Below are 22,338 nucleotides of genomic sequence, written 5' to 3' on the forward strand. Positions count from 1 at the left end.
CCTTCTGAATGGGCAGGTCTCAAGCATCCCGTGACCCCGGACGGTCGTCCGGGGAAAGCTCTGGCGGATGAGCGATCCGAGCCTTTCTCCCAATAACCGATCCGCTTAGGCATTGTGCTCAGACGTCAGCTTCGAAGGTAAAGCGGAAGTCGTTCCCTTGTCGCTCTTGACGGCTGACACGCGACGTAGCACACGCGACAACTCCTCGGCTGCGTACGGCTTCTGTATAAGATCGAAGCCATGCCGAGCGTCCTCGGCAAGAACTTCACTGTAGCCTGAGGTCAATACGACCGGAACTCCAGGGTGGCGCCGCCTGATCTCCCGCCCGAGGTCTACCCCATTCATTCCCGGCATAATCACGTCGGAAAACACGATGTCGAAACTGTTTACCTCGTCTAGGAGCTTCAACGCCTCGTCCGCATTTGCGGCAAGGGTGGTCTCGTAACCGAGGTCCTCAAGTATCTGGGTCGAGGATCGTCCCACATCTACGTTGTCTTCCACTACGAGAACGCGGCGCCCGCGGCCGTGGAAAAGTGGACCGTCCGACGGCGCTGCAAGTGTGGCCTGATCGTCAGAGGTGCCGTCACGTTCGGCTCGGGGTAAGTAGAGTGTAAAGGTGGTTCCGCGGCCTACCTCGCTTTTGACCGTGACGTCGCCACCCGATTGTTTGGCAAAGCCATAGACTTGGCTAAGGCCTAGACCGGTACCCTTGCCAACTTCTTTTGTAGTGTAGAATGGTTCGAAGACACGAGTTAGCTTCTCCGCGGCGATGCCCGAGCCGGTATCGGTAAGCGAAATGGCGACGCAGGCGTCTTTGCCGGTTTGTTCATGGGCCACCGGCCTGGCTGCGAGCTCTTCTATCTGGATAAGTAGCGATCCTTCGCCATTCATGGCATCGCGGGCATTCACGGCCATGTTGACCAGCGCCGTTTCAAACTGGCTCGAATCCGCCTCGACGATGCAATTCTTACCCGCGACCTCGGTCTCGATCCGGATGCGCGATCCCACGATCGTGCGCAGCATATCGATGATGGCTTGCACGCGTTCTGCCGTGTCGAACACGTGGGGCTTAAGGGCCTGCCGCCGTGCGAACGCGAGAAGTTGGCCCGTGAGCTTGGAGGCGCGGTCCACAGTGGCCGAGATGGCGTCCACGTAGCGCCGTCGGCGCTCCTCGCTTATCCCGGGCCGACGGAGAAGGTCCGTTGAGCTCTTGATGATTGTAAGCAAATTGTTGAAGTCGTGCGCCACGCCGCCGGTCAGCTGGCCCACCGCCTCCATCTTCTGCGCGTGACGCAGGGCCTCCTCGGCTCTCATCAACTCTGTCGTACGCTCTGTGACGCGCTGCTCCAGACTCGCCGCAAGGTCCCTGATTTCCCGCTCCGCACGTCTTCGTTCCACGGCGGTACGGGTGCGCTCCGCGACCTCCCGGATCAGATCGAGTTCCGCGGGCGCCCACTCCCGCGCGCTTGCGTGGTTGAGGTAAAGCAATGCGACGATGCCGCCTTGTTCCGTGACTGGCATGTTGACGATAGATTGCGCGCTAATCGTTTTCAGGGCGTTGGCAGTCGCGGCCGTGCGAGGATCGTTTTCGGCATCCGCGAACACTACAGTCTCGCCCCGCTTCAAATCCTCGATGTAGCTACCGTAATCGCGAAAGTGCAGCACGCCGGCCAAGCTCTTGATGCCGGGGGCGTTCCAGTCCCGCTTGATGGTTATCGTCTCGGCCGCCTTATCGATAGTGCCATAGCCTGCCCGGCTTACCCGCAATGTGCGCCCGAGAATTTCGGCTGCTGCGTAAGAAAGTTCGGCCGGGTCCTCGATGTCTCGGATCCGATCGGACAGTTCGACAAGCGCCATTCGGCGCGTCTCGGCAAATTGGCGGCCGGTCTCGTCGCGCGCGATCTTGATGAAGCCCCGCTCGTGACCTTGGTCGTCCCGCGGCAGGGGCCGCATCGACCCCCTCAGAAATACTTGAGATCCGTCTGCACGCTGATGCCAGCGCTCGTCGGGCGCGAAGCCCTTCGCGCGCGCGTCAGAAGCTTCGGCTGCTGGCTGCCCGGACGCCCGGTCCACGGGCGTGAAGATCACGTCGGCCGAGCGCCCTCTCATCTCGGCAGCTGTCCAGCCGAAAATCGCCTCGGCCCCGACCGACCAGCTTGTAACACGGCGCTCCGGGTCGGTGGTGATGATGGCGTAGTCGGCAGCACTTTCGATGACGAGCCGCAGTCCTTGTTCGCTCGCTCGTAGCGCCTGGAGCCTGGCCCGGGCTTCGTATTGCCGGCGGCGGCTTCGCAGCGCGGAGCGTGCAAGGCTCACAAGAGTGGTTGGGTGAAAAGGGCGCTCCAGAAAAGTGACGTTGCCGAGCACATCAAGGAAACGCCGAGCGGCGGGATTGCGCTCCAGTCCGCCACCGCGGGTCGTGAGCAGCACGAACGGCAGGTCCGACCAGTCTTCCTGTTCGGCGAGCCAGGTACTAAGCGTCCGGAGATCGGCCGTGGCGAGCGCCTCCTCTGTGACGACAACGAAAGCCGCGCCAGCATTGAGTTCTGGAATAAGGTCCAACAGCGACGAACAGGGGTCAGCAAGGAGATCCGCCTCGCGCAGGATCACCGACGCAAGAGTTGCGTCGCGACCTCGTGGGGCGAGAACGAGGGCTCGCTCCGACAGCGTGCTGCGGTTCACTTCTCCTCCGAGTTGAGCAATTTCGAACTGTCGCCGAGGAGGATAGGCACGCCGCGCAGGACCCCCTGGAAGTTGGTGAGCGGCTCGCCCAACGTGACGCCCACTTCCCTAATGCGGAATTCTCGAATTGTGTCCTCATGCCGGCCAGTGCGTTTTTTGATGATCGAAATGGCGCGACGAACGCGCCCGAGCGCCTCGAAGTAGCGCAACAGAATCACCGTGTCCGCGAGATAGGTGACGTCCACAGGTGTCTGCATGTCACCGACAAGGCCGTGCTGGGCGACGACCAGGAAAGTCGTGGCACCTTGCCGGTTCAAGTATTGAAGGATCTCATGCATGTGGAGCACGAGCGCGTGTTCACCCGGCATGGCCGCTTGGTAGCCGTTTAGGCTGTCGATCACCACGGTTTGTGCGCCGTGCTTCTCGACGCAATGCCGCACGCGTGAAGAAAACTCGCCGGGGGCCAACTCAGCGGCATCCACCTGTTCGATGACGAGTTGCCCGCCGTCAACCATTGCCTGTAGATCGATATTCAGGCCCTTCGCGCGTTCGAACAGTAGGCCCAGTTCCTCATCAAAAATGAACATTGCTGCACGTTCACCGCGCTGTATGGCGCCTCGAACGAAGGTGAGCGCAAGAATTGACTTGCCCGTTCCAGCAGGGCCCAGAATGAGGACGCTTGAGCCGCGTTCGACGCCACCCCCGAGCAACGAGTCGAGCTCGCCGGATTCGGTCTTGAGAACCTCTCGCGAGTAGTTCGCTTTGTGCTCGGCCGATACAAGTCGCGGGAAGACCTGAAGGCCTCCGGGTGCAATCGTAAAGTCATGGAAACCGCCTCGGTACCGCCTCCCCCGGTACTTGATGATCCGTAGTCTTCGCCGCTCGCCACCGTATTCGGGCGCGATCTCTTCTAAACGGATCACGCCATGTGCGACCGAGTGGACCGTCTTATCATTTAGCTCGGCGGTGAGGTCGTCGAGCAGGAGTACGGTCGCGCCTGCCGTCGCGAAATAATGTTTGAGACTGAGAATTTGCCGGCGGTACCGCAGCGAGCTCTGTGCAAGCAATCTGATCTCCGAGAGACTGTCGAGCACTACGCGGTGCGGCTTGATCCTCTCGAACGCCTCGAAGATGCGCTTCGTCGTTTCGCCGAGTTCCAGGTCGGAGGAATAGAGCAGGCTCTGCTGCTGATCCTCATCGAGCAGGTTTTCCGGTGGGATAAGTTCGAAAATCTCGATCCCTGCTAGATCCCATTGGTGGGACGCAGCGCTCGCACGCAATTCCTGTTCAGTTTCAGAGAGAGTGATATACAGGCACCGCTCGCCGGCTTCAGCTCCCGCGATCAGGAATTGCGTCGCGAGCGTCGTCTTGCCGGTGCCGGGAGCGCCTTCAAGAAGGAAGACGCGCCCTCGCTCGAATCCTCCCCCAAGTACGTGATTTAGCCCTTCAATACCGGTCCCTGCCTGACCCATCACTGCTCGACCTTCGGTGCCCAACCGATAATTTTCCGAAGCAATATCATGCGCTTATCGCCAGTTATAATCTTGGCACTCGGATGTAAGATTGGCTCTTTCCCGCCCCCTGTTCCAGCCGATAACTCAACCTAAGTCCTTCTGGTTCCGCAACCTGAAGAGGGCGTCGGAGCCTGAGGCGCAGTTCGGTCTTTAAGGCCCTATTGGCACCTCCGACCGCTGTCACTCTCGAACGACTGCTTCGCTGACCTTGTTTCCCTTCCACAGAGGTCGGATGCGTCCGGTTAACCGTCCGAACTTCCGCTTGTGGCCGATTTCGTTGAAAAAGTCTGCAGTAGTCCGATGTATTGGCGCCAGCTCCGAAGCGGCTTAGCGGTTGGTCCCCCCGCTAAGCGGGCCTGGGGATTTGCATCGGGATCAGCTTGGCCATCTTGCGAAGGTTCTGAGCGGTGGCTGCGAGGGTGAACTCGTCACGCGCGCCGTTCGGGCCTCTTAGTCGCAGGCGATCGAGCTTGAGAATGCGCTTGAGGTGCGCGAACAGCATCTCGATCTTCTTGCGGAGCCGACGCGAAGTGCGGCCCTCCAATGATCTTGCGATCTGGCGCGCCATGTCGCGAGCGCCCTCGTAGATCGAGCGCGGCACCCTCCGTGAAGGCTGCTTAGGGCAACACCGGGACTTCAATGCGCAGCGATCACAATCATACTTGCTGGCGAGGTAAAGCATGGTGGCGCCATCATTCACCAGCGTTCCGGTCGTGGTAAGAACTTTACCGCTGGGACAACGGTAGAGGTCCCCGGCATGGTCATAGGTGAAGTCATCGCGCGAGAAGATCCCGTCTGTGCGGGCGGACTTGTCGAAGACTGTAACGTGCGGCTCGATGCCGTGCTCATAGACCAGCCAGGCAAGCATCTCGGCCGAGCCGTAGCCGCTGTCACCGAGGAGCCGGTTCGGATAGAGATCGAACCGTTCGAGCGAGCGCTCAATCATGCGTTTGGCGGCCAACACCTCCGCCTGCCGGATTGCCGTCGTCGCCTCGACATCGACGATGATCGCGTTCTCGACGTCGATCAGGTAGTTCGTTGAGTAGGCGAAGAAGGCTTGGCCACCGTGCGCCCCGGTCCAGCGCGCCGCTGGATCGGAGGGTGACACGAACTTCGGCGTGACCTCAGTCGCCGCTCCGAAAGCGGCATCATCGAGGACAGCCAGATACTCATCGATCGCTCGGCCGGCAGCCTCCGGTGGAAGCCCCTTGTCGCCTTCGATCCCCTTCTGCCGATTGGCATCGGCCTTGATCAGGCTCGCGTCAACGGCAAATCCTTCTCCGCCGACCAGTCGCTCCTCGATGCAGCGGCCCAACACGCTCTCGAATACGCGACGGAAGAGGTCGCTCTGCCGGAAGCGGCCATGCCTGTTCTTAGAGAATGTCGAGTGATCCGGCACCGCGCCATCCAGACCGAGCCGACAGAACCACCGATAGGCCAAATTGAGGTGAACCTCATCGCATAAGCGCCGCTCCGATCGAATGCCGAAGCAGTAACCGATCAGCAGCATCCGGATCATCAGCTCGGGATCGATCGAAGGTCGACCGATACTGCTGTAGAAAGGTGCCAGGTCCTGCCTGACCTGTTCAAGGTCGACAAATCTATCGATCGACCGGAGCAAGTGGTCGGCGGGAATATGCCTATCGAGCGAAAACTCATAGAACAACGCAGCCTGTTCGACTTGCCGATGCCCCATCATGATCTTCAGTCCTGCCAATTAGACAGACTGAATCACTGATCCCTCTGCGTCGCAACAGCGGCCTTTTTCAACACAATCGGCCCACAGCGCACGTGCAAGAGATCGGTGTGATGTCCGCCTCTGGCAGTGAAGCGGACATCGCTACCGTCATCGGTCAGGCGACGAGAGGGAGCCCAGCGTCAGCGGACTTACCGATAATCCGCCGCAGCTCCGCCGCAATGCCATCGAGCACCGCGCGCTTCTCCCTCATTCGCTTGCTGTGATTGTAGACCTTGCCGGTGACAGTCGGCACGATCTGCTCGGCCTTTTTGCTGGCCGCATGATCGAGGCACTTCGCGATCCATGCATCGTCGAAGCCCAGGTCGCCGGCCAAAGTCGCCGCCGTCCGGCGCAGGTCGTGTGGCGTGAACGATTTGAGGCCGAGCAGCTCGCAAAGCCCGGCGGTCTTGGCCTTGTTCTTGTTCTTCTCGTTCTTGGTGCCGCGCAGCGCGTCGGCCATCGCCTTGCGGTGGATCGGTTGGCCCTTATACATGGGGCTCTCGAATACGAACTGCTGATGATCCGTGGCCAGCGCCTCCTTGATGATCTCGACGGCCAGATCGGACAACGGTTGCTGGATGACCCGCCGCTTCTTGACCCGCTTGAGGGGGACGTCGAAGCGCGGATGCTCGCCGTCGAGGGCAAACAGCTCGTCGCGGCGCGCCCCGAGCAGTTCACGCGAACGCAGCATGGTGACGAGTTCGAACTTAAGGGCGAGGCGGGTGCGACGATCCCAGGGCAGATCCTTTCGGTCGAGGCCGTACCAAAACCTCCTGATCTCGTCCTCGGAGAGGACGCGGGTGCGGGGATGCTCGGGATCCAGCTTCGGCAAGTTGACGCAGGGGCTGGCCGTCACGTAGTCGCGCCCGGCCTCCGCTGCCCAGTTGAACAGGCCCGAGGCCGCCTTGCGCATATGGCGCGCGTTGCTGACCGAGGGCTTGCCGAACTTGCCCGCAACGATGTCGTTCGAGAGCGTGGCGATGTCATGCTTGGTGACATCCATGGCCAGCTTCTTGCCGAGGCGGGGACGGATAAAGCGGTCGAGGTGGCTCGCGGTGTTCTCCCAGCTCTCCAGCCGAGGCCTCATCTCGCCGTCGGGCTTTTTGACCGGCGTCTTCATCCACTTGATGCGCTCATCGACGATCTCGGAGACGGTCTTGCCGCGCTTTACCTTCGCGGTCTTCTGGTCACGGAGGGTCTCGGCGAGGGCCTCGCCTCCCATAGCCTTGAGGCCGTAGACCTTGCTGCGGGCGTCCTCGACCGTGAAGGTCTCCGGGTTGTAGGCGCCGAGCCAGCCGGTACGCTGCTTACCGGTCTGCCTGTCGGTGAACTTGAAGGAGAAGGTTGCCACCCCCGCCGAGGTGATGCTGACATAGAGACCAGGGCATTTGCGGTCGTAGAGTTTCAGTCGCTTCGCAACACGCTTCTCGCACAGGCGGTCGGTCAGAATGACGCCGCTATTACGGGCCCGCTTGCCGGCGGGGGAGGGGGCGATGGTAGTATCCATGTGGTTTCGGCTCCTAAGGCTTGGGACCAAAGGGCTCGGCTTTGGGACTTTCAGTTTGTCGTGCGGACGCTGAAAGGCTTAGGGCCGGGCCCTTGTTTTGGTGAAGCCCGCTGAAACAGCCCGCATCAGGGTAATCAAAAATCCCTTGTTTTGAAGGGTTTTGTTAGTTTCGGCGTGTTTCACCGAATGCCAAAATATAGACGTGTGGTCCTGGCCGTCGTTGCTACGGTCAAGCCCTTGCGGATGCGGCAGTCGCGTCAACCGGCGCGCTGCCGGCGACTTTCGCTGGGGCGAGGGAGGCCAGAACGAACTCGGCTCCCGGGAGAGCACGGCATAAGCCGTCCGACCATCGCGCAGGGAAGGCCGTGTGTTGGGCTTCACCTGTATGCTGCTGTGCGGTCTCCTTGCGCTACCTTTCGCGCAGCGGACCGCGGGTGCGAGCTGGCACCCGGCCTTCCCTGCGCCCTCTTGGCTTAGAGGGTGAAGTGACCAGGCAAAGCTCGGGCGAAATGAGCCGCGAGGACGAGAAGGTGTGTCTGCGATCTGAACTGCCTACCAAACACTCGGAGATCGTAGGGTGGGCAAAGCGAAGCATGCCCACGCATTTTGCGTTTCATTGCGGAAACGTGGGCACGGCGCTTTGCGCCTTTGCCCACCCTACGGCGCTGCGCCGCGTCGCTCGCACGTCCAGCGTGTCCAGGAGAGATCATCAACGACCGCGCTTCAACCCCTCGTCACCCGCCACCACCTCCGGCGCCATCGCAGCCCAAGCGCTGGACGCGAATTGCCGCCGCCAGGTCACGACCACCACCGCCGCGGTGCTGACGAACAGCACCCAGGGGCTGACGAACCAGCCGAGATAGCCGAGCGCAAAGAAGAAGGCGCGCTGGCCGCGGTTGAAATGGCGGCCGGCGGATTCGAATACGCGCGAGGTGCGGATGACATGGGCCTCGGCTTCGGGCGTGTCGCGCTGCGAGGCCGGCGGCATGCCCCCGAACAGGATGGCGACGTAGTTGAACAGACGGTAGGCCCAGGCGAACTTGAAGAAGGCGTAGACGCAGATCAGCACGAGGCCGACGCATTTCAATTCCCACATGGCGGGCGAGGTGCTGAGATCGACCGGCAGCTTGCCCAAAATGGTGATGGCGTCGTTGGTGGCGTGCAGCAGCGCCAGCGCGCCGCCGAGCGCGAACAGACTGGTGGACGCGAAGAAGGCGGTGCCGTTCTGGAGCGAAGCCATGATCTGCATGTCGACCATGCGCGTCTCGCGGTCGAGCAGCCGGCGCACCCAGACCTCGCGATAGCGGTTCATCCGCGCCGACAGGCTGTCGCGGCCATAGGCCGAATGCTCCAGCGTCAGCGCATAGACCAGCCATTCGATGATGAAGAAGCCGACGGCGGTGATGTCGACCCAGTGCCTGCTCATGTCGTTCTCCTCGCGAGGATCGCAACGATTGCCATGCATGGCCGGGCGCAGCAACGATTGATTGGCGGCAGGCGATGGCGTTAAAAGCAGCTCGCTTCAGACGGACTTACGGAAGGACCAGCACATGGCAGCACTCAAGCTCGCGATCGGCAACAAGAACTACTCGTCATGGTCGATGCGGCCCTGGCTCGCACTGCGCGCCAACGATATTCCGTTCGTGGAGACCGTGATCCCGCTCTACACCGACAATCCCGCGGACAAGGAGCGGATTCTTTCCTTCAGCCGCGCCGGCAAGGTGCCGGTGCTTGTCGACGGAGACATCACGGTGTGGGATTCGCTCGCCATCATCGAATACATCGCCGAGCGCTATCCGGAGAAGAAGTTATGGCCCGACGACGTCGCGGCCCGCGCCCATGCCCGTTCGGTCTGCGCCGAGATGCATTCCGGCTTCGTGCCGCTGCGTAGCGAATGCGGCATGAACCTGCACCGGCCGATCCGTCCTGTGGCGCTGTCGGCGGACGCCAAGGCCAACGTCGCGCGCATCGAGGAGATCTGGCGCGAGTGCCGGACCCGCTATGGTGCCAACGGACCGTACCTGTTTGGCCGCTTCGGCGCGGCGGATGCGATGTATGCCCCGGTCGTGCACCGCTTCCGCACCTACGCCATCGAGGTCACACCGGAGACCAAGGCCTATATGGACGCGATGATCACAATGCCGGCGTTTCAGGAATGGACCCGCGACGGCATCGCCGAAACGCTTGTCATCGAGAAGTTTGAGACTGTGTGAGCATGATCCGGAAAACTGGGGACCGGTTTTCCGATGAGATCATGCTCGCTTAACTCATGAATGTGATTGCGCGCCGCTTGACGCCCCGTGCGAGGGCGGCGCTCAATCGTCAGGGAATGCAAGGAGAGGGCATCGTCATGGGAATCCTGGACTCGCTGGAAAACAACCCCGCCTTGCGTAGCGCGCTCGGCCAGCTCGGCGCCGCCGTGCTCCCGGCCGTGCTGAACGAGGTGCTCGGCAGCAACAATCAGGGCGGCCTCAGTGCGATCGTCGCAAAGCTCCAGCAGTCCGGCTTCGGCGAGCAGGTCAAATCCTGGCTCGGCAACGGCCAGAACCTGCCGATCTCGGCCGATCAGCTCCGGGCCGTGCTTGGCAACGACACCGTCCGCCAGCTGGCCGCGCGCTACAACATTCCCGTCGATCAGCTGGGCGAGATCCTGGCCCAGGAACTGCCCAAGGCGGTGGATCACGCAAGCCCCGACGGCCATTTGCCCCATACCGCCTGAAGCGGGCCTTTCCGGCGGCATCATCGGCCGCCCGGTTCCCCGGCCATCTTCCTGAAAACGCTGACAGATCGGTGTGTTTGGCATGCCGGTATACCACTGGCCAAAGCCGCCGGCCGCGTGCTATACAGCGGCCCGGGTTTAGCCGGTCCGTCGCAGTGGGACCCTGGGCACGGCCGGCGCTGTTTGAGTGATGGAGATGGGCGTTGAAGCATAAATTCCCCGTGGGAGCGCGCGTACTTTTCACGGCCAGCAACGTCGCGCGCCCGGCTGCGAGCGGCTCGTACGAGATCATCCGGCTGCTGCCGACGGAAGGCGACGACTGCCAGTACCGCATCAAGAGCTCGACCGAAGCCTTCGAACGCGTCGCCAAGGAAAGCCAGCTCGCGCTGTCCTGAAGGCCACCGGCGCCTTGTCGCGCCTCAAGGAATTTGTATCCTGCCGCCGTCAAAAGGCCCGCTTCACCTTCGCAAGGTGAGCCGGGGCCGGTTGCCGACTCGCGGTGCTCGCTTGATCATTCGCTCTCAGCTCGCGTGAGGGGACGTCGCGCATGGACTTGGCAGGGGCCACTTCGCTCGACCAAATCTGGCGCTTGTCGGCCTTCCCGATGTGGATGACGCTGGCCGCTGCCGGTTTATTCGGATTGATTCTGCTGATCACGCTGCTGCGCGCCGAGAGAACGATCGCCAACGGCGCACTGACCGTCATGTCGCTGCTCGCCATCGCCATCGCGGTCGCCGCCACCGTGCGCCTCTATGGGCCGCTCGGACACGAAACGCCGATTGCTGAAGGTCGCACGCAAGCCACGGTCGTCGCGAGCCTGCCGGCGCTGTCCTGCCTCGACGAGCTCGCCGGCGAGACCGTGGCCGCCGGCTGCGAGAAGGCGCTGTTCGGCGCGCCCGACGCGGCCGCCGCCGCCGTCGTCTATACCGCAAGCCGGATCGACCGGCTGACCGCACTCGGCGATGCCGCAACTGCCGAGAAGAGCCTGACACCGGACATGAAGCTGCTGCGCAAGACGCTGGAGCACGATCGCTATGGCCTGGTCGCCCAGGTGCTGGCCGCGCGCGACGGCTGCACGCAGTTCGATTGCCCCGCATTCCGCTCGCTGACCAATCAGCAGCAGGTCGCAGCCAACATGGATTCCCATCTCTACGATCAGCTGGTCGCACGCTACGCGCCGACCTGGAACGCACCCGCGGGGCCGGGGGCGCTGCCGGCCAATGCTGCGCTCGCCGGTCTGCCGCCGTCGCTGCCGACGGGCAAGCCCACCAATGCGGAGTTCCCGAGCGCCTCGTCGACGCCGCCGGTCAGCATCATGACTCCCGAGCCGGCGACGGCATCGACGCGCCAGGCCGCGCCTGCCGCAAACGCCGCGCCAGCCCCCCGCGCACCCGCGGCGGCCTCGGCGCAAGCCGCTGCGCCTGCGGCACCGGCCGCGGCCGCAAAGAAGCAGCCGGCCGCCAAGCGCGCGCCAGCCGCCGCTCCGGTTCCGCTTGCGCCGCCGCCGGCCGCGACGCCGGCGCCTCCGGCTGCGGATAACGAGTAGATCGGCATTCCCAATGCGTGGCCGCCCGGCTAATGCTGGGGCATGCCTCTCCATCTGATCAAGCTCGCCGTCGGCTGCGACTCCGTCAAGGAATTGAAGGAGTGGGTCGCCGAACGGATGCAGACCGCCAAGAAGAAGGGTCTGCCGCAACATCACATCCACATCACGCGCATGGTCCCCAAGCGCGACGCCGAGATCCTGGCGGGCGGATCGCTCTATTGGGTGATCAAGGGCGAGATCGCCGCGCGCGAAAAGATCATCGGCATCGAGCCGTTCCGCGACAAGGACGGGATCGGCCGCTGCCGGATCGTGATGCAGCCGAAGGTGATCCCGGTGTCGCCGCGGCCGATGCGGCCGTTCCAGGGCTGGCGCTATCTCACCGACGATTCCGTGCCGCCCGATCTCGGCAAATCCGCCGCCGGCTCGATCGCGGCCATGCCGGAGCCGATGCGGCGCGAGCTGCGCGATCTCGGGCTGCTGTGAGGCCGCTGCTCACTGCGGCGTGACGATATGCAGCCGCGCCCAGTCCGCGGGCACCACGATCGGACGTCCGCCTTCGCCGACGCCGTCGACGATGTCGACCAGTGCGGGCTCGAGGCCCATCTCGAGCAGGTATTTGCGGTATTGCTCGCCAAAGATCACGGTCAGGCTCTCGCGCTGCTCGGGCGCGACATTGGGCGCGCGGCGGTTGCGGATCGAGCGGCCCGTCAGCACCACCTTGGCGCCTTCTGGCAGGCTGCGATGCACGCCGCCGGCGAGCATGAGGATGCAGGCGAGATCACAGGCCGGATCCGGTACCGACACCTTGGCGTCGAGCGGGCCGCCCGGACGCTTCAGCGCAAAGCAATCGCCCTCGGACTTGCCGACACAGGCCTCGACCTCGGTCGCGCCTGCGGTGGCGTCGAGGCCGTGGTCGCGCAGGATGCGGCCCATGCTGACGGCAACGTTGAGATTGGACCCGCCCCAGCTATGGATGATGATCGGCAGCTTGCCTCCCGCCCGGCGATCGAGGATCGCGATCAGCCGCTTGTAGCTGTCCCATTGCACGGTGCCCTCGGCGGCGATCCAGTCGGAGCAGCCTGGTCCGCAGGCGCCAGCAGGGCCATAGAAGATCATGGCATCGGTCGGCGAACCATACAGGCCGATCGGCGGCCGCTGCTGCGCCGGTGCGGCGGTCGCGGCGACGCGCGTCAACATGCCGCTCACGATCATCATGCGGATGGACGACATGCCTTGCCGCTCGGCTCGTTCCCTCACGCCAATCATCCATCCGGGCGAGGGCGCGTGCAAGTCGATCCCGCCGGTTACACCGCGATATTGTCGATCAGCCGTGTCGTGCCGAGCTTGGCCGCCACCAGGATCCGCAACGGGCCGTCCGCGCGCGAGATGACCGGTGCCAGCGTCTCGGCGTGGCGGGCCTCGAAATAGTCGAGCGCGAAACCGGCCGCCTCGATCGTCTCGGCGCCCCGCGTCATCGCGCTTCCGAGGGCTTCGCCGGCGCGGATGCGGCCGGCGCTGTCCTTCATGGCGCGGTAGAGCGTGGTCGCGATCTGCCGCTCCTCCGCCGAGAGGTAGACGTTGCGCGAGGACATCGCGAGCCCGTCGCGCTCGCGCACCGTGCGGGAGCCGATCACCTTGATGCCGAGGTCGAGATCCCGCGCCATCTGCGTCACTACCCGCAATTGCTGAAAGTCCTTCTCGCCGAAAATCGCAACGTCTGGCCGGCACTGCGTGAACAGCTTGCCGACGACGGTGGCTACGCCACCGAAGAAGTGCGGCCGGAAGCGGTCTTCGAGGCCGGCCACCGCCGGTCCCTCCGGTACGATGCGGGTGGCAAAGCCGTCCGGATACATGGCCTCGACGCCGGGATGCCAGACGATGTCGACGTCCTCGGCCGCGAGCTTGGCGATGTCGGCCTTCCAGGTGCGCGGATAGGCGCCGAAATCCTCAGTCGGCGCGAACTGGGTCGGGTTGACGAAGATCGACACCACGACGCGGCTGGCGCGCCGCTTGGCGAGGCGCACCAGCGACACATGCCCGTCATGGAGTGCCCCCATGGTCGGGACCAGCGCGATCGTGGCCTTTCGCTTGCGTAGGTTGTCGACGGCGCGTCGCAGGGTGGGGACCGTGCGGGCGATCAAGGGGCTTCGTGACATCGGGACTCGAATTGGGACTCGACAGGGATGGGAATCGGCGCGGGCGCGGCCCGACGGCCTAACCTTAACAAGCGGCGGTCGTCGACGCCATGCATCCGGATGCGGCACAGCAATTCGCGTCGAGCTGCGCGCGATGTTGCGCGTGTGTGGGCTGGATCACAGGCGCGCAGTCGTACTGCTATACATGATGAAGCACGGCGCGTTGCAATTTGCATTAACTGTCACGCATTTCACTTGACCGCAGACGCGGTCAACTCGAAGATATTCGTTAGGGGTGTTGAGGATCGCAATGCTTGTGCAAGCTAGCCAAGGCCAATCCGGCTCGGCGCATGTGGTCGTGCTCGGCAATGAAAAGGGCGGCTCCGGCAAGTCGACCACCGCCTTGCACATCGCCGTTGCGCTCCTGAAGGCCGGCCAGCGCGTCGCCACCATCGACCTCGATTGCCGGCAGCAAAGCTTTACTCGCTACATCAGCAACCGCTCCGCCTGGGCCCGCCGTACCGGGCTCGGCCTCGAGCTGCCGGTGCATCGCTGCATCAAGCTCGGCGAGACCATGCAGATCGCCGACAACGAGAACTCCGAGTTCCAGCAGTTCATGGAGGCGGTCTCGGCGGTCGAGCGCAGCTTCGACTTCATCGTCATCGATACGCCCGGCACCGACAGCTATCTGATGCGGCTTGCGCACTCGATGGCCGACACCCTGGTGACGCCGATCAACGACAGCTTCCTCGACTTCGACGTGCTCGGCACCGTCGATCCCGCCAACTACGCGGTCACGGGCGAGAGCCATTACGCCGAGATGGTGCGCGATGTCAGGCGCAAGCGCCGCCAACTCGACGGCGCGACCACCGACTGGATCGTCGTCCGCAACCGCCTGTCGATGCTCGGCTCCCGCAACAAGCAGCTCGTCGCCGACGGCTTGAAGGATCTGTCGCTGCGACTCGGCTTCCGCTATGTCGACGGCTTCGCCGAACGCGTCGTCTATCGCGAATTCTTCCCGCGCGGGCTGACCGCGCTGGACGAGATCGACGAGGCCACGCTCGGCATGCGGCCCAATCTCGGCCATCTCACCGCGCGGGAGGAGGTGACCAGCCTGCTCCGTCAGCTCAAGCTGCCGCTCGACGAGCGCGGCCGCCGTCGCGCCGCCAACCGGGCCGAGTGGTTCAGCCAAGTCGACAAGCCGCTCGAGGTCCACGACATCCTCGGCGCCTGACAGGGGCGGTATATCACTACTTCCCTAGCGGTTCGTGCGATCGGTTCCCGCTGGAACTGAGCGGGCATTCGATCGTTTCACCCACGTTAACTGCGAAATTGAACCCGATCGAGACCGGTTGCGTCCGATAGTGACCTGCACGCTGACGTAGCCGTAGCAGTACGGGTTGCCCAAGAATCGTGTGCGGCGCACAATGAAAGGGCTGTCAGCTCACAATATTTACGCTTCCTGTCACGTGGCTGTGACATATATTAGGGAATAGGCGACAAGGGGCCAGAGAGCCCCGGAAGAACACGATTTTCAACAGGGATTCAGGCCGTAAGAGCCTGAGGCTGAGGACGAAAATGAAGCGTGGAATTGCCGTTCTGGTTTCGGTCAGTGCCCTCTGCGGCATCGCCTATTTCACGGCGAGCAAGTGGGCGATCAAGCATGAGACCATCACTTTCTACGACGCTTCGCGCGACAACCGTCCGGTGCCCGTCGACATCGCGATCCGCCGTGACAAGGAAATGCAGGCCAATGCCGGCATGATCACGCTGCCGGTCGCCGTGATCAATCACGGCAACACCGTCAAGAACACCGAGTACGGTTTCCTCGCCAACATTTTCGCTGCGCGTGGCTACATGGTCGTGAGCCCGCAGCACGACCTGCCGACCGATCCTCCGATGGTGACCAAGCCCGGCGAGCTCTATGTCGGCCGTCTGCCGCAGATCCTGCGCGGCGTTGCCAACATCCACCTCGCCATGCAGGAACTGAAGAAGGTTCAGCCCAACGCCGACTACGACAAGGTGACGATGGTCGGCCACTCCATGGGCGGCGACATCACGATGTACTTCGCCAAGCAGTATCCGGATGAGGTCAAGAAGGTCGTCACGCTCGACAATCTGCGCGTGCCCTTCGTCACCGCCGGCAAGTTCAAGATCCTGTCGTTCCGTTCGCAGGACCCGCAGTTCAAGACCGACGCGGGTGTGATCCCGACGGATGAGGAATGCGAGAAGGCCGGCATCCAGGTCGTGAAGACCGAATTCCAGCATAACGACATGCGCGATACCGGTCCGGATGCCGCCAAGAACTCGATCCAGAGCATGCTCGATAAATTCCTGAGCTCGACTGACAGCGAGGTGGCGCCGGTCGACACGCAATCGTCCCCGCCCAAGATCCTCGAGCCCGGTCCGGTCGCTCTGATGGCGCCTGCGAAGGGCTGACCTTTCGTTTCAGTCGATCCGATCTTCGAAGCCCCCGTCGGCGCCAGCCCGCGGGGGCTTTGCGCATTGACCGGGCCGTCGTTGCTGACCACATTAGCTGCTCACGCAAGGCGAAAAGCAGAGATGTCGGGCGAACCGATCAAACCGCGTGGTGGCGATGCCGTCTCGGCGCAAGCGGACGGTGCGCCGTCGAAGGCGGGGACATCGACCTCGGAGGACATCACCGCCTTCGTCGCCAAGGCGCGCGCGCTGTCACCACATGCGCCCGGTGCGAAGGGGCGACTGATCTTCGCGCTGGATGCGACGATGAGCCGGCAGCCGACCTGGGACATGGCCTGCGCGCTCCAGGCTGACATGTTCCGCGAAGCCGCAGCGCTCGGCAGTCTCGACATCCGGCTGGTCTATTATCGCGGTTTCAACGAATGCCGCGCCACGGGCTGGATCTCCGACAGCAGCAAGCTCGCGACGCTGATGAGCAAGATCGATTGCCGCGGCGGCGACACCCAGATCGGCAAGGTGCTGAGCGAGGCTCGGCGCGAAGCGGTTGCCTCCGGCGTGCGCGCCGTCGTCTTCGTCGGCGATGCCATGGAGGAAAAGGTCGACGAGCTCTGCGCCAAGGCCGGCGAGCTCGGCATGCTCAAGGTCCCGGTGTTCCTGTTTCAGGAAGGCCATGACACCGTGGCCGAGCGGGCGTTTCGCGAGATCGCGCGGCTGACCGGCGGCGCCTGGTGCCGGTTCGATCCCGGCGCGGCGGCGCAACTGCGCGAGCTGCTGCGCGCCGCCGCGGCCTACGCCGTCGGCGGCCGCGAGGCGCTGTTGAAACTGGCGAAGGGCGAGAGCGGCGCGGCCAGGCTGATCGGCCAGTTGAAGTAGGCTAGGCCGGCGCGGCCTTCGTTACCGCTGGGCGTGCCGAAATGTTCGGACAGGGCGCTTATTGGCAAACGAACGTCTCGTGTCACCAGCCGATCGTGGACGTGGACGAAGGACGCCATGCTTTTTGACAACAGGGCGACTATATTCCGGCCATGACTCTGATCGCCGGCGCTGTCGCCGTTATCACGCTCTATCTGCTGCTCCAGATGTTCCGCTCCGCCAATCCGGCGGTGCTGGCGCGCACCATCAAGTTCGGCGGCGGCGTCGTGGCGCTGGCGGTTGCGGCCTTCACGGGTCTGCGGGGCGAGTTGGCGGTGGCGATCCCGCTCGGGCTCATGGGCGCTGGGCTGCTCGGCTGGACGCCGCTGGCAAACGCCGGCTTCGGCAATATCGGCGGGCTGTTCGGTGGCGGGGCGACGCGCCCGACCGGTCAGGCCTCACGCGTGCGCTCGCAGTTCCTGGACATGCAGCTCGACCACGATTCCGGCCAGCTCGCGGGCCGGATCGTCGCCGGGCCCAATGCCGGGCGTGATCTCGACGAGTTTGATCTCGCTGGCCTGCTGGCGATGGTCCCGGCGTTCGACGCCGAGAGCGTGGCTTTACTTGAAAGCTATCTGGACCGCCGGTTTCCCGCTTGGCGTCAGAACGCGCAAGGCGATGCGGCAGGGCGGCAGCGCGGCGCGGCGCCGGGCGGCAAAATGACGGCGGAGGAAGCCTATCAGATCCTTGGCCTGCAGCCGGGGGCGGGGCGCGACGACATCAGCCGGGCGCACAAGTCCCTGATGAAGAAACTCCATCCCGACCAGGGGGGCTCGACGTATCTCGCCGCCCGTGTAAACGAGGCCAAGGATACTCTGCTTCGTACGCATAACGGCTAACTCCGGCACCACGCCACAAACGCCCGTACCGCGTGAACTCCGCTTACTCCATTTGCCGTCGCCCTGATGCCCGCCATTGTCGGCGTGGTCGGTCCCTTGTGTAAAGTTTTAACCGTAAATTCTTGACGAGAGGTTGTCGTGGATCAGCCTTTGGCGTCACCGCATTGCAAACGAAAAATGCCCGCGCAGGGCGCGGGCATTTGCTTTGGAAAGGTCCGGTGGATCAGTTGCGGACGGTGATGCAGGAGATCTCGGCGCGCTTGAGGGCGCGGCAGACGGCCTCGGCCTGGTCGCGCTCGAGCCCGGCGAAGCGGGCGCGGTAGAGTTTGCGATTGTCCTTGGCGACCACAGGCTCGGTGAACGGATCGGCCTTGCTGAGCAGGCCGCGGGCCGAGTTCCGCGCCGCGTCGATGCGATGCTGGGCTTCGGTCTCGCTCTCGAGCGCGCCGACCTGGACGATCCAGCCGCTGTGGGTGACGACCGGCTTGGTGGTGGCGCTCATCTGGATCGGCTGCGGCGCCGGATCGGCGGACGCAAGCTTCGGAGCCGCCGGGGCAGGAGCGGCGGTGGTTGCGGCCGGCAGCACGCCGAGGATGCCGTTGCCGGTGCCGAAGCCCGCCGGCTGACGCGGCAGCTCGGTGCGGACGACCTCGGCCTTCGGCGCTTCCGGTTGGCTCTGGGGCTCGGGCTTGTTGACCAGGTCGGCCCGGGCGACGACGGCGCCGGAGGTTTCCGCAACGTCGGGGCGGGCGGCAATCGTGCTCGTGACCTGCGGAGCCACCGGAGCCGGGGCGGCGGAGGCGACCTTCACGGCGCCGGCCTTGACCTGGACGGTCTTGACCCGGACCGGCTTCATCGGCTCGGACGAGCCGGGAATGATCGAGAGCGGCTGGCTCGAGATCACGCCATTGGTGAGCGGCGCGGGCTCGATCTTGGATTCAGTCGGCCGGACTTCAGGCTTGGCCTGCGCCGGCGGCATCGCCGCGGTCGCAGCGGCAAGCGTCGACAGGCGCGAGGCGAGACGCGATGGGGCGGCTTCCGGAGAGGGGGCGGCCTGAGCCTGCGGAGCGGCGCGGGCCGGGGTGTCCGAGGCATCGGCAACATCGTTGCTCGCGTCTGCGCCGTTGCGCTCGGTGACCGCGGCGACGGTATGGGTGGTCGCGCCCTTCTCGAGATTCTCCGCGAGCAGGTTGCGCATGATCGCGTCGCGCGAGCCGCCGCTGCGGCCGCCGAGCACCACGCCGATCAGGTGGCGGTTACCGCGGCGCATCGAGCTCACGAGGTTGAAGCCGGAGGCGCGGGTGTAGCCGGTCTTGATGCCGTCCACGCCCTCGACGCTGCCGAGCAGGTGATTGTGGTTGCGGATCGACTGGCCGCGCCAGTTGAACGTCGAGGTCGCGAAATAGCGATAGTAGCGCGGGAAGCGCTCCTGGATGGCACGGCCGAGCGTTGCCTGGTCGCGTGCGGTGGTGACCTGCTCGTCGTTGGGAAGGCCGTTGGCGTTGCGGTAGACCGTCCTGGACATGCCGAGCGAGCGCGCCTTGCGCGTCATCATCTGGGCGAAGTCGTCCTCGTCGCCGGCGATCGCTTCGGCGATGACTACGGCGGCGTCGTTGGCGGAGCGGGTGACGAGACCCTTGATCGCGTCCTCGACGCGAATGGTCTGGCCGGCGCGCAGGTTCAGCTTGGTCGGATCCTGATCGGCGGCGTGCTGCGACACCGGCATCTCGGTGTCGAGCTTCATCTTGCCGGACTCCAGACGCTCGAACAGCAGATAGAGCGTCATGATCTTGGTCAGCGAGGCGGGGTGGCGGATTCCGTCCGGGTTGTTCGACTGAAGCACAGCGCCGGAATTGCCGTCGATGATGATCGACGCGAATTTCGGGCTGGAGCTCTCGGACACATCGCGCTGCACCCGGTGGTGCGCGTAATGGCGGCGGTGGCGCCGCGCCTCGGCCGCGTCGGTGGTGAAGATGACTGCGGTGGTGACTGTAAGAAGCCCGAAAACGCCGACCCGCGCCAAGCGCGAGGAAGACAAGCTTTTACGAAGCATGGAACCCCGTCCCCGTTTCTGACTTGATCACCGGCTCGTGAGGCGAAATTGTGCCCACTCGACCCGGGATCATTACCTGCTCAGGCTGTCCCTCCGCGGGTGTTCGCCACGGGAGACGTTGGGCCTGAGCCGCTATTCTGGCTAAGGTGATGTTCTCGAACGGCTTTTGACCGCCTGCGGAAGCTGAACACGTCCAGGGAATCAGGGTAGGGGGCTGCGGTTTCCAAAAGCTTAAGGAACCATTGCGGGAAAACCCGGTAATTTCCGCGACTTGTATCTATTCTTGCATCCGCTTTTGTGCGTCGCACAAGATTCTTGACATTTTTGTGCGTTGCACTATTTGTGGGCAGAGTCAGGGAGCCGGGGCTTCCCGACGAGAGCCAGGGAAAAGGATTGCGAAATGTTCAAGGTTGAAGACTTTCAGAACTACGGGAAAGAGCAGTTCGAGCAGTGCGTCGCCTCCGCGACCTCGGTGCAGCACGGTCTCCAGGCGATCGCCAGCGCCTATGGCGACTACACCAAGAAGTCGTTCGAAGACACCAAGTCCTTCGTCGAGAAGCTTTCCGGCGTGAAGTCGCTGGACAAGGCCATGGAAGCCCAGACCGATTTCGCCCGTTCCGCCTACGAGACCTTCGTCGCGGAATCGCAGAAGATCGCCGGCCTCTACAGCGACCTCGCCAAGCAGGCGTTCAAGCCGGTCGAGACCATCGTCTCGAAGTTCACCCCGGCCGCCAACTAAGCCTTTCCGGTCATCCTGGAATCAAAAAGCCCGGCTGATCCAGCCGGGCTTTTTTTGTTGTTCTGGCGGGTGGTCTCAGCGCGCCACGCGCAGCTTGGACAGCGAAGTGCCGATGTCCTTGAACACCGACACGGTCTGGTCCGCCGACGTCACCAGATAGAACTTGTCGGTGCTGCTGGCGCAATATTGCAGCACGCTCGAGGTCGCATCGTGGCCGGTGTTGACCTGCACCGTGTAGATCGTGATGTTCGCGGCCTTGGCGTTGTCGCACAGCTTCTTCTGCCGCGCGTCGATCTGCGAGGCATTGCTGTACCAGCGGTTCTGCGTGTTCAGACCGTCGGAGAGCAGCACGATCGCGTCCTTGTAGGTGTAGTTGGTATCCTTGGGCGGCGCGTTCATGGGATCGCCGGTCGACAGCGTCATCCAGCCCCAGGCGAGCCCGATGCCCTGGTTGGTGTTGCCGGTCGGCTTCATGTTGTTGATCACGGTCTTGAGCGAAGACCAGTCGTAGCTCAGCGGCACGATCGGCTGCAAATAGGCCGAGCTTCCGGATTGGCAATATGAATACTGGTCCGCCGGGAAGAGCGTCCCGCTATTGCCGCTGGTCGGCGTGGTGTTCTTGGTGTCGTAGTCCTGGTCGCGGTCGACCACGCAACCGGTCCAGGTGTTGTGATTGGCCGGCGTCCACGTCCAGTTGTTGCAGCCGCCCCAGTTGGTGGGCGAGGAGCAGGTCCAGCTTCCGTGGGCGGCGTCCCAATCGGTGAAGTCGATCCAGTACTTGTTGTAGTTGCTGGCGCCGACATTGACGTCCTTGGCGAACGGCACGATCGAGATGTAGACGTCGCCATTGGTCTTGGCGAGGGCGCTGAGCTGATCGATGAGGTTCTTGGCGGCGGTCTGCATCGCCGGCATCTTGCCGTCATCGGCCATCGATCCGGTGTTGTCGAGCACCATGGCGACGCGCATGCGCACCAAGCCCCAGGCGCTGGTGGATGTCGTGCCGATGTCGAGCGTCGGGAAGCCGGCAATCTTCATGAAGCTGGTCGTGTAGGTGCCGCTTCCGGAGACCTGGATCGTCGAGCCCATGCTGGTGTTCGTGGTGTAGGTGGCCGCGACGCTGACCGTCGGGATCGAGTTGGTGGCGGTGAACAGCGCGTTGAAATACTGCTGCGCCTTGGTGCCCAGCTGCGACGTGTTGATGGTGCCGGACGACAGGTCCTTGGAGAGCATCAGTGCGGTGGAGTCGAGGGCCGCCTGCATCGAGGTGCGGGCCTGGACTGCGCGGCTGTAGTCGACGGCTGCACCGATGAATGTCAGCACCGGGACCAGCGCGATCGCAAAGATCACGGCGATATTGCCGTGCTCGGCCGCTGCAAAGCGGGCGAGCTGTCGACCAAGACGGCGGATAACGGGCAGGCGAAACATGACGATCCCCGAAATCTGTAAATTTTGCCCGATTTCGCGCCAAGCCCTTGAATGGCAGGTAAACGTGGCCGTAGAAAACCGGAGACATCC

Annotated in this window: 19 protein-coding genes; 10 read left to right on the forward strand and 9 right to left on the reverse strand. The window is 63.6% G+C overall.

Annotated features, from left to right (window positions below):
• Positions 1–105: 105 nt before the first annotated feature.
• The 5 genes from AAFG16_RS22920 to AAFG16_RS22940 all read right to left on the reverse strand — a co-directional run bounded on the left by AAFG16_RS22920 (position 106) and on the right by AAFG16_RS22940 (position 8,867).
• Positions 106–2,682, reverse strand: a complete 2,577-nt coding sequence (locus tag AAFG16_RS22920) for an ATP-binding protein (protein WP_342740629.1) — start codon at positions 2,680–2,682, stop codon at positions 106–108.
• Positions 2,679–4,154, reverse strand: a complete 1,476-nt coding sequence (locus AAFG16_RS22925) for an ATPase domain-containing protein (protein ID WP_342740954.1) — start codon at positions 4,152–4,154, stop codon at positions 2,679–2,681. The genes AAFG16_RS22920 and AAFG16_RS22925 overlap by 4 nt, the downstream gene beginning before the upstream one ends.
• 388 nt (positions 4,155–4,542) lie before the next feature.
• Positions 4,543–5,895, reverse strand: a complete 1,353-nt coding sequence (locus tag AAFG16_RS22930) for an IS1182 family transposase (protein WP_342735506.1) — start codon at positions 5,893–5,895, stop codon at positions 4,543–4,545.
• Positions 5,896–6,049: 154 nt separating this feature from the next.
• Positions 6,050–7,441, reverse strand: a complete 1,392-nt coding sequence (locus AAFG16_RS22935; RefSeq protein ID WP_342740630.1) for a tyrosine-type recombinase/integrase — start codon at positions 7,439–7,441, stop codon at positions 6,050–6,052.
• A gap of 709 nt (positions 7,442–8,150) precedes the next feature.
• Positions 8,151–8,867: a DUF599 domain-containing protein gene (locus AAFG16_RS22940; protein WP_342740631.1), complete on the reverse strand. Its 717-nt coding sequence runs from the start codon at positions 8,865–8,867 to the stop codon at positions 8,151–8,153.
• 124 nt (positions 8,868–8,991) lie between these two features.
• On the opposite strand from AAFG16_RS22940, the gene AAFG16_RS22945 reads away from it, so the two are divergent.
• From AAFG16_RS22945 to AAFG16_RS22965, 5 genes are all read left to right on the forward strand, one after another.
• Entirely contained in the window at positions 8,992–9,654 is a 663-nt protein-coding gene (locus AAFG16_RS22945; protein ID WP_342740632.1) for a glutathione S-transferase family protein, read from the forward strand.
• Between the two features lie 137 nt (positions 9,655–9,791).
• Positions 9,792–10,160 carry a YidB family protein gene (locus tag AAFG16_RS22950; protein WP_167381161.1) on the forward strand — a complete coding sequence of 123 codons (369 nt, stop codon included), beginning with the start codon at positions 9,792–9,794 and terminating at the stop codon, positions 10,158–10,160.
• Between the two features lie 203 nt (positions 10,161–10,363).
• Positions 10,364–10,555 carry a hypothetical protein gene (locus AAFG16_RS22955; RefSeq protein ID WP_027559703.1) on the forward strand — a complete coding sequence of 64 codons (192 nt, stop codon included), beginning with the start codon at positions 10,364–10,366 and terminating at the stop codon, positions 10,553–10,555.
• Between the two features lie 152 nt (positions 10,556–10,707).
• Positions 10,708–11,706, forward strand: a complete 999-nt coding sequence (locus tag AAFG16_RS22960; protein ID WP_342740634.1) for a hypothetical protein — start codon at positions 10,708–10,710, stop codon at positions 11,704–11,706.
• Between the two features lie 42 nt (positions 11,707–11,748).
• Positions 11,749–12,189 (forward strand): DUF1489 domain-containing protein, encoded by a 441-nt coding sequence (locus AAFG16_RS22965; RefSeq protein ID WP_342740635.1) that lies wholly within the window; start codon positions 11,749–11,751, stop codon positions 12,187–12,189.
• A 9-nt stretch (positions 12,190–12,198) separates the two neighbouring features.
• On the opposite strand, the gene AAFG16_RS22970 is transcribed toward AAFG16_RS22965, so the two are convergent.
• Both AAFG16_RS22970 and panC read right to left on the reverse strand, forming a co-directional pair.
• Complete coding sequence (locus AAFG16_RS22970) at positions 12,199–12,903, reverse strand: hypothetical protein (RefSeq protein ID WP_342740955.1); 705 nt, start codon at positions 12,901–12,903, stop codon at positions 12,199–12,201.
• Between the two features lie 107 nt (positions 12,904–13,010).
• On the reverse strand, positions 13,011–13,862 hold the full coding sequence (panC, locus tag AAFG16_RS22975) for a pantoate--beta-alanine ligase (RefSeq protein WP_342740636.1): 852 nt from the start codon (positions 13,860–13,862) through the stop codon (positions 13,011–13,013).
• A 289-nt stretch (positions 13,863–14,151) separates the two neighbouring features.
• Here panC and AAFG16_RS22980 point away from each other — a divergent pair, with 289 nt between their 5' ends.
• The 4 genes from AAFG16_RS22980 (at position 14,152) to AAFG16_RS22995 (ending at position 18,031) form a co-directional block, all read left to right on the forward strand.
• Positions 14,152–15,075, forward strand: a complete 924-nt coding sequence (locus AAFG16_RS22980) for a division plane positioning ATPase MipZ (protein WP_027559698.1) — start codon at positions 14,152–14,154, stop codon at positions 15,073–15,075.
• A gap of 344 nt (positions 15,076–15,419) precedes the next feature.
• Positions 15,420–16,280 (forward strand): alpha/beta fold hydrolase, encoded by an 861-nt coding sequence (locus tag AAFG16_RS22985; RefSeq protein WP_283086414.1) that lies wholly within the window; start codon positions 15,420–15,422, stop codon positions 16,278–16,280.
• A 123-nt stretch (positions 16,281–16,403) separates the two neighbouring features.
• Positions 16,404–17,153: a VWA domain-containing protein gene (locus tag AAFG16_RS22990; RefSeq protein ID WP_342740637.1), complete on the forward strand. Its 750-nt coding sequence runs from the start codon at positions 16,404–16,406 to the stop codon at positions 17,151–17,153.
• 152 nt (positions 17,154–17,305) lie between these two features.
• The gene (locus AAFG16_RS22995; protein ID WP_283086416.1) at positions 17,306–18,031 is read left to right on the forward strand and encodes a DnaJ domain-containing protein; all 726 of its coding nucleotides are present in this window, start codon (positions 17,306–17,308) and stop codon (positions 18,029–18,031) included.
• Positions 18,032–18,254: 223 nt separating this feature from the next.
• On the opposite strand, the gene AAFG16_RS23000 is transcribed toward AAFG16_RS22995, so the two are convergent.
• Complete coding sequence (locus tag AAFG16_RS23000; protein WP_342740638.1) at positions 18,255–20,084, reverse strand: D-alanyl-D-alanine carboxypeptidase; 1,830 nt, start codon at positions 20,082–20,084, stop codon at positions 18,255–18,257.
• A gap of 400 nt (positions 20,085–20,484) precedes the next feature.
• On the opposite strand from AAFG16_RS23000, the gene AAFG16_RS23005 reads away from it, so the two are divergent.
• Positions 20,485–20,823, forward strand: coding sequence for a phasin family protein (locus tag AAFG16_RS23005; RefSeq protein ID WP_024341049.1), 339 nt, complete (start codon positions 20,485–20,487; stop codon positions 20,821–20,823).
• Positions 20,824–20,898: 75 nt separating this feature from the next.
• Here the strand turns inward: AAFG16_RS23005 and AAFG16_RS23010 are convergent, their stop codons facing one another.
• A complete protein-coding gene (locus tag AAFG16_RS23010) occupies positions 20,899–22,248 on the reverse strand; it encodes a pilus assembly protein (protein ID WP_342740641.1) in 1,350 nt (449 codons plus the stop codon).
• Between the last annotated feature and the right edge of the window lie 90 nt (positions 22,249–22,338).

Source organism: Bradyrhizobium sp. B117, assembly GCF_038969555.1.
Lineage (GTDB): Bacteria > Pseudomonadota > Alphaproteobacteria > Rhizobiales > Xanthobacteraceae > Bradyrhizobium.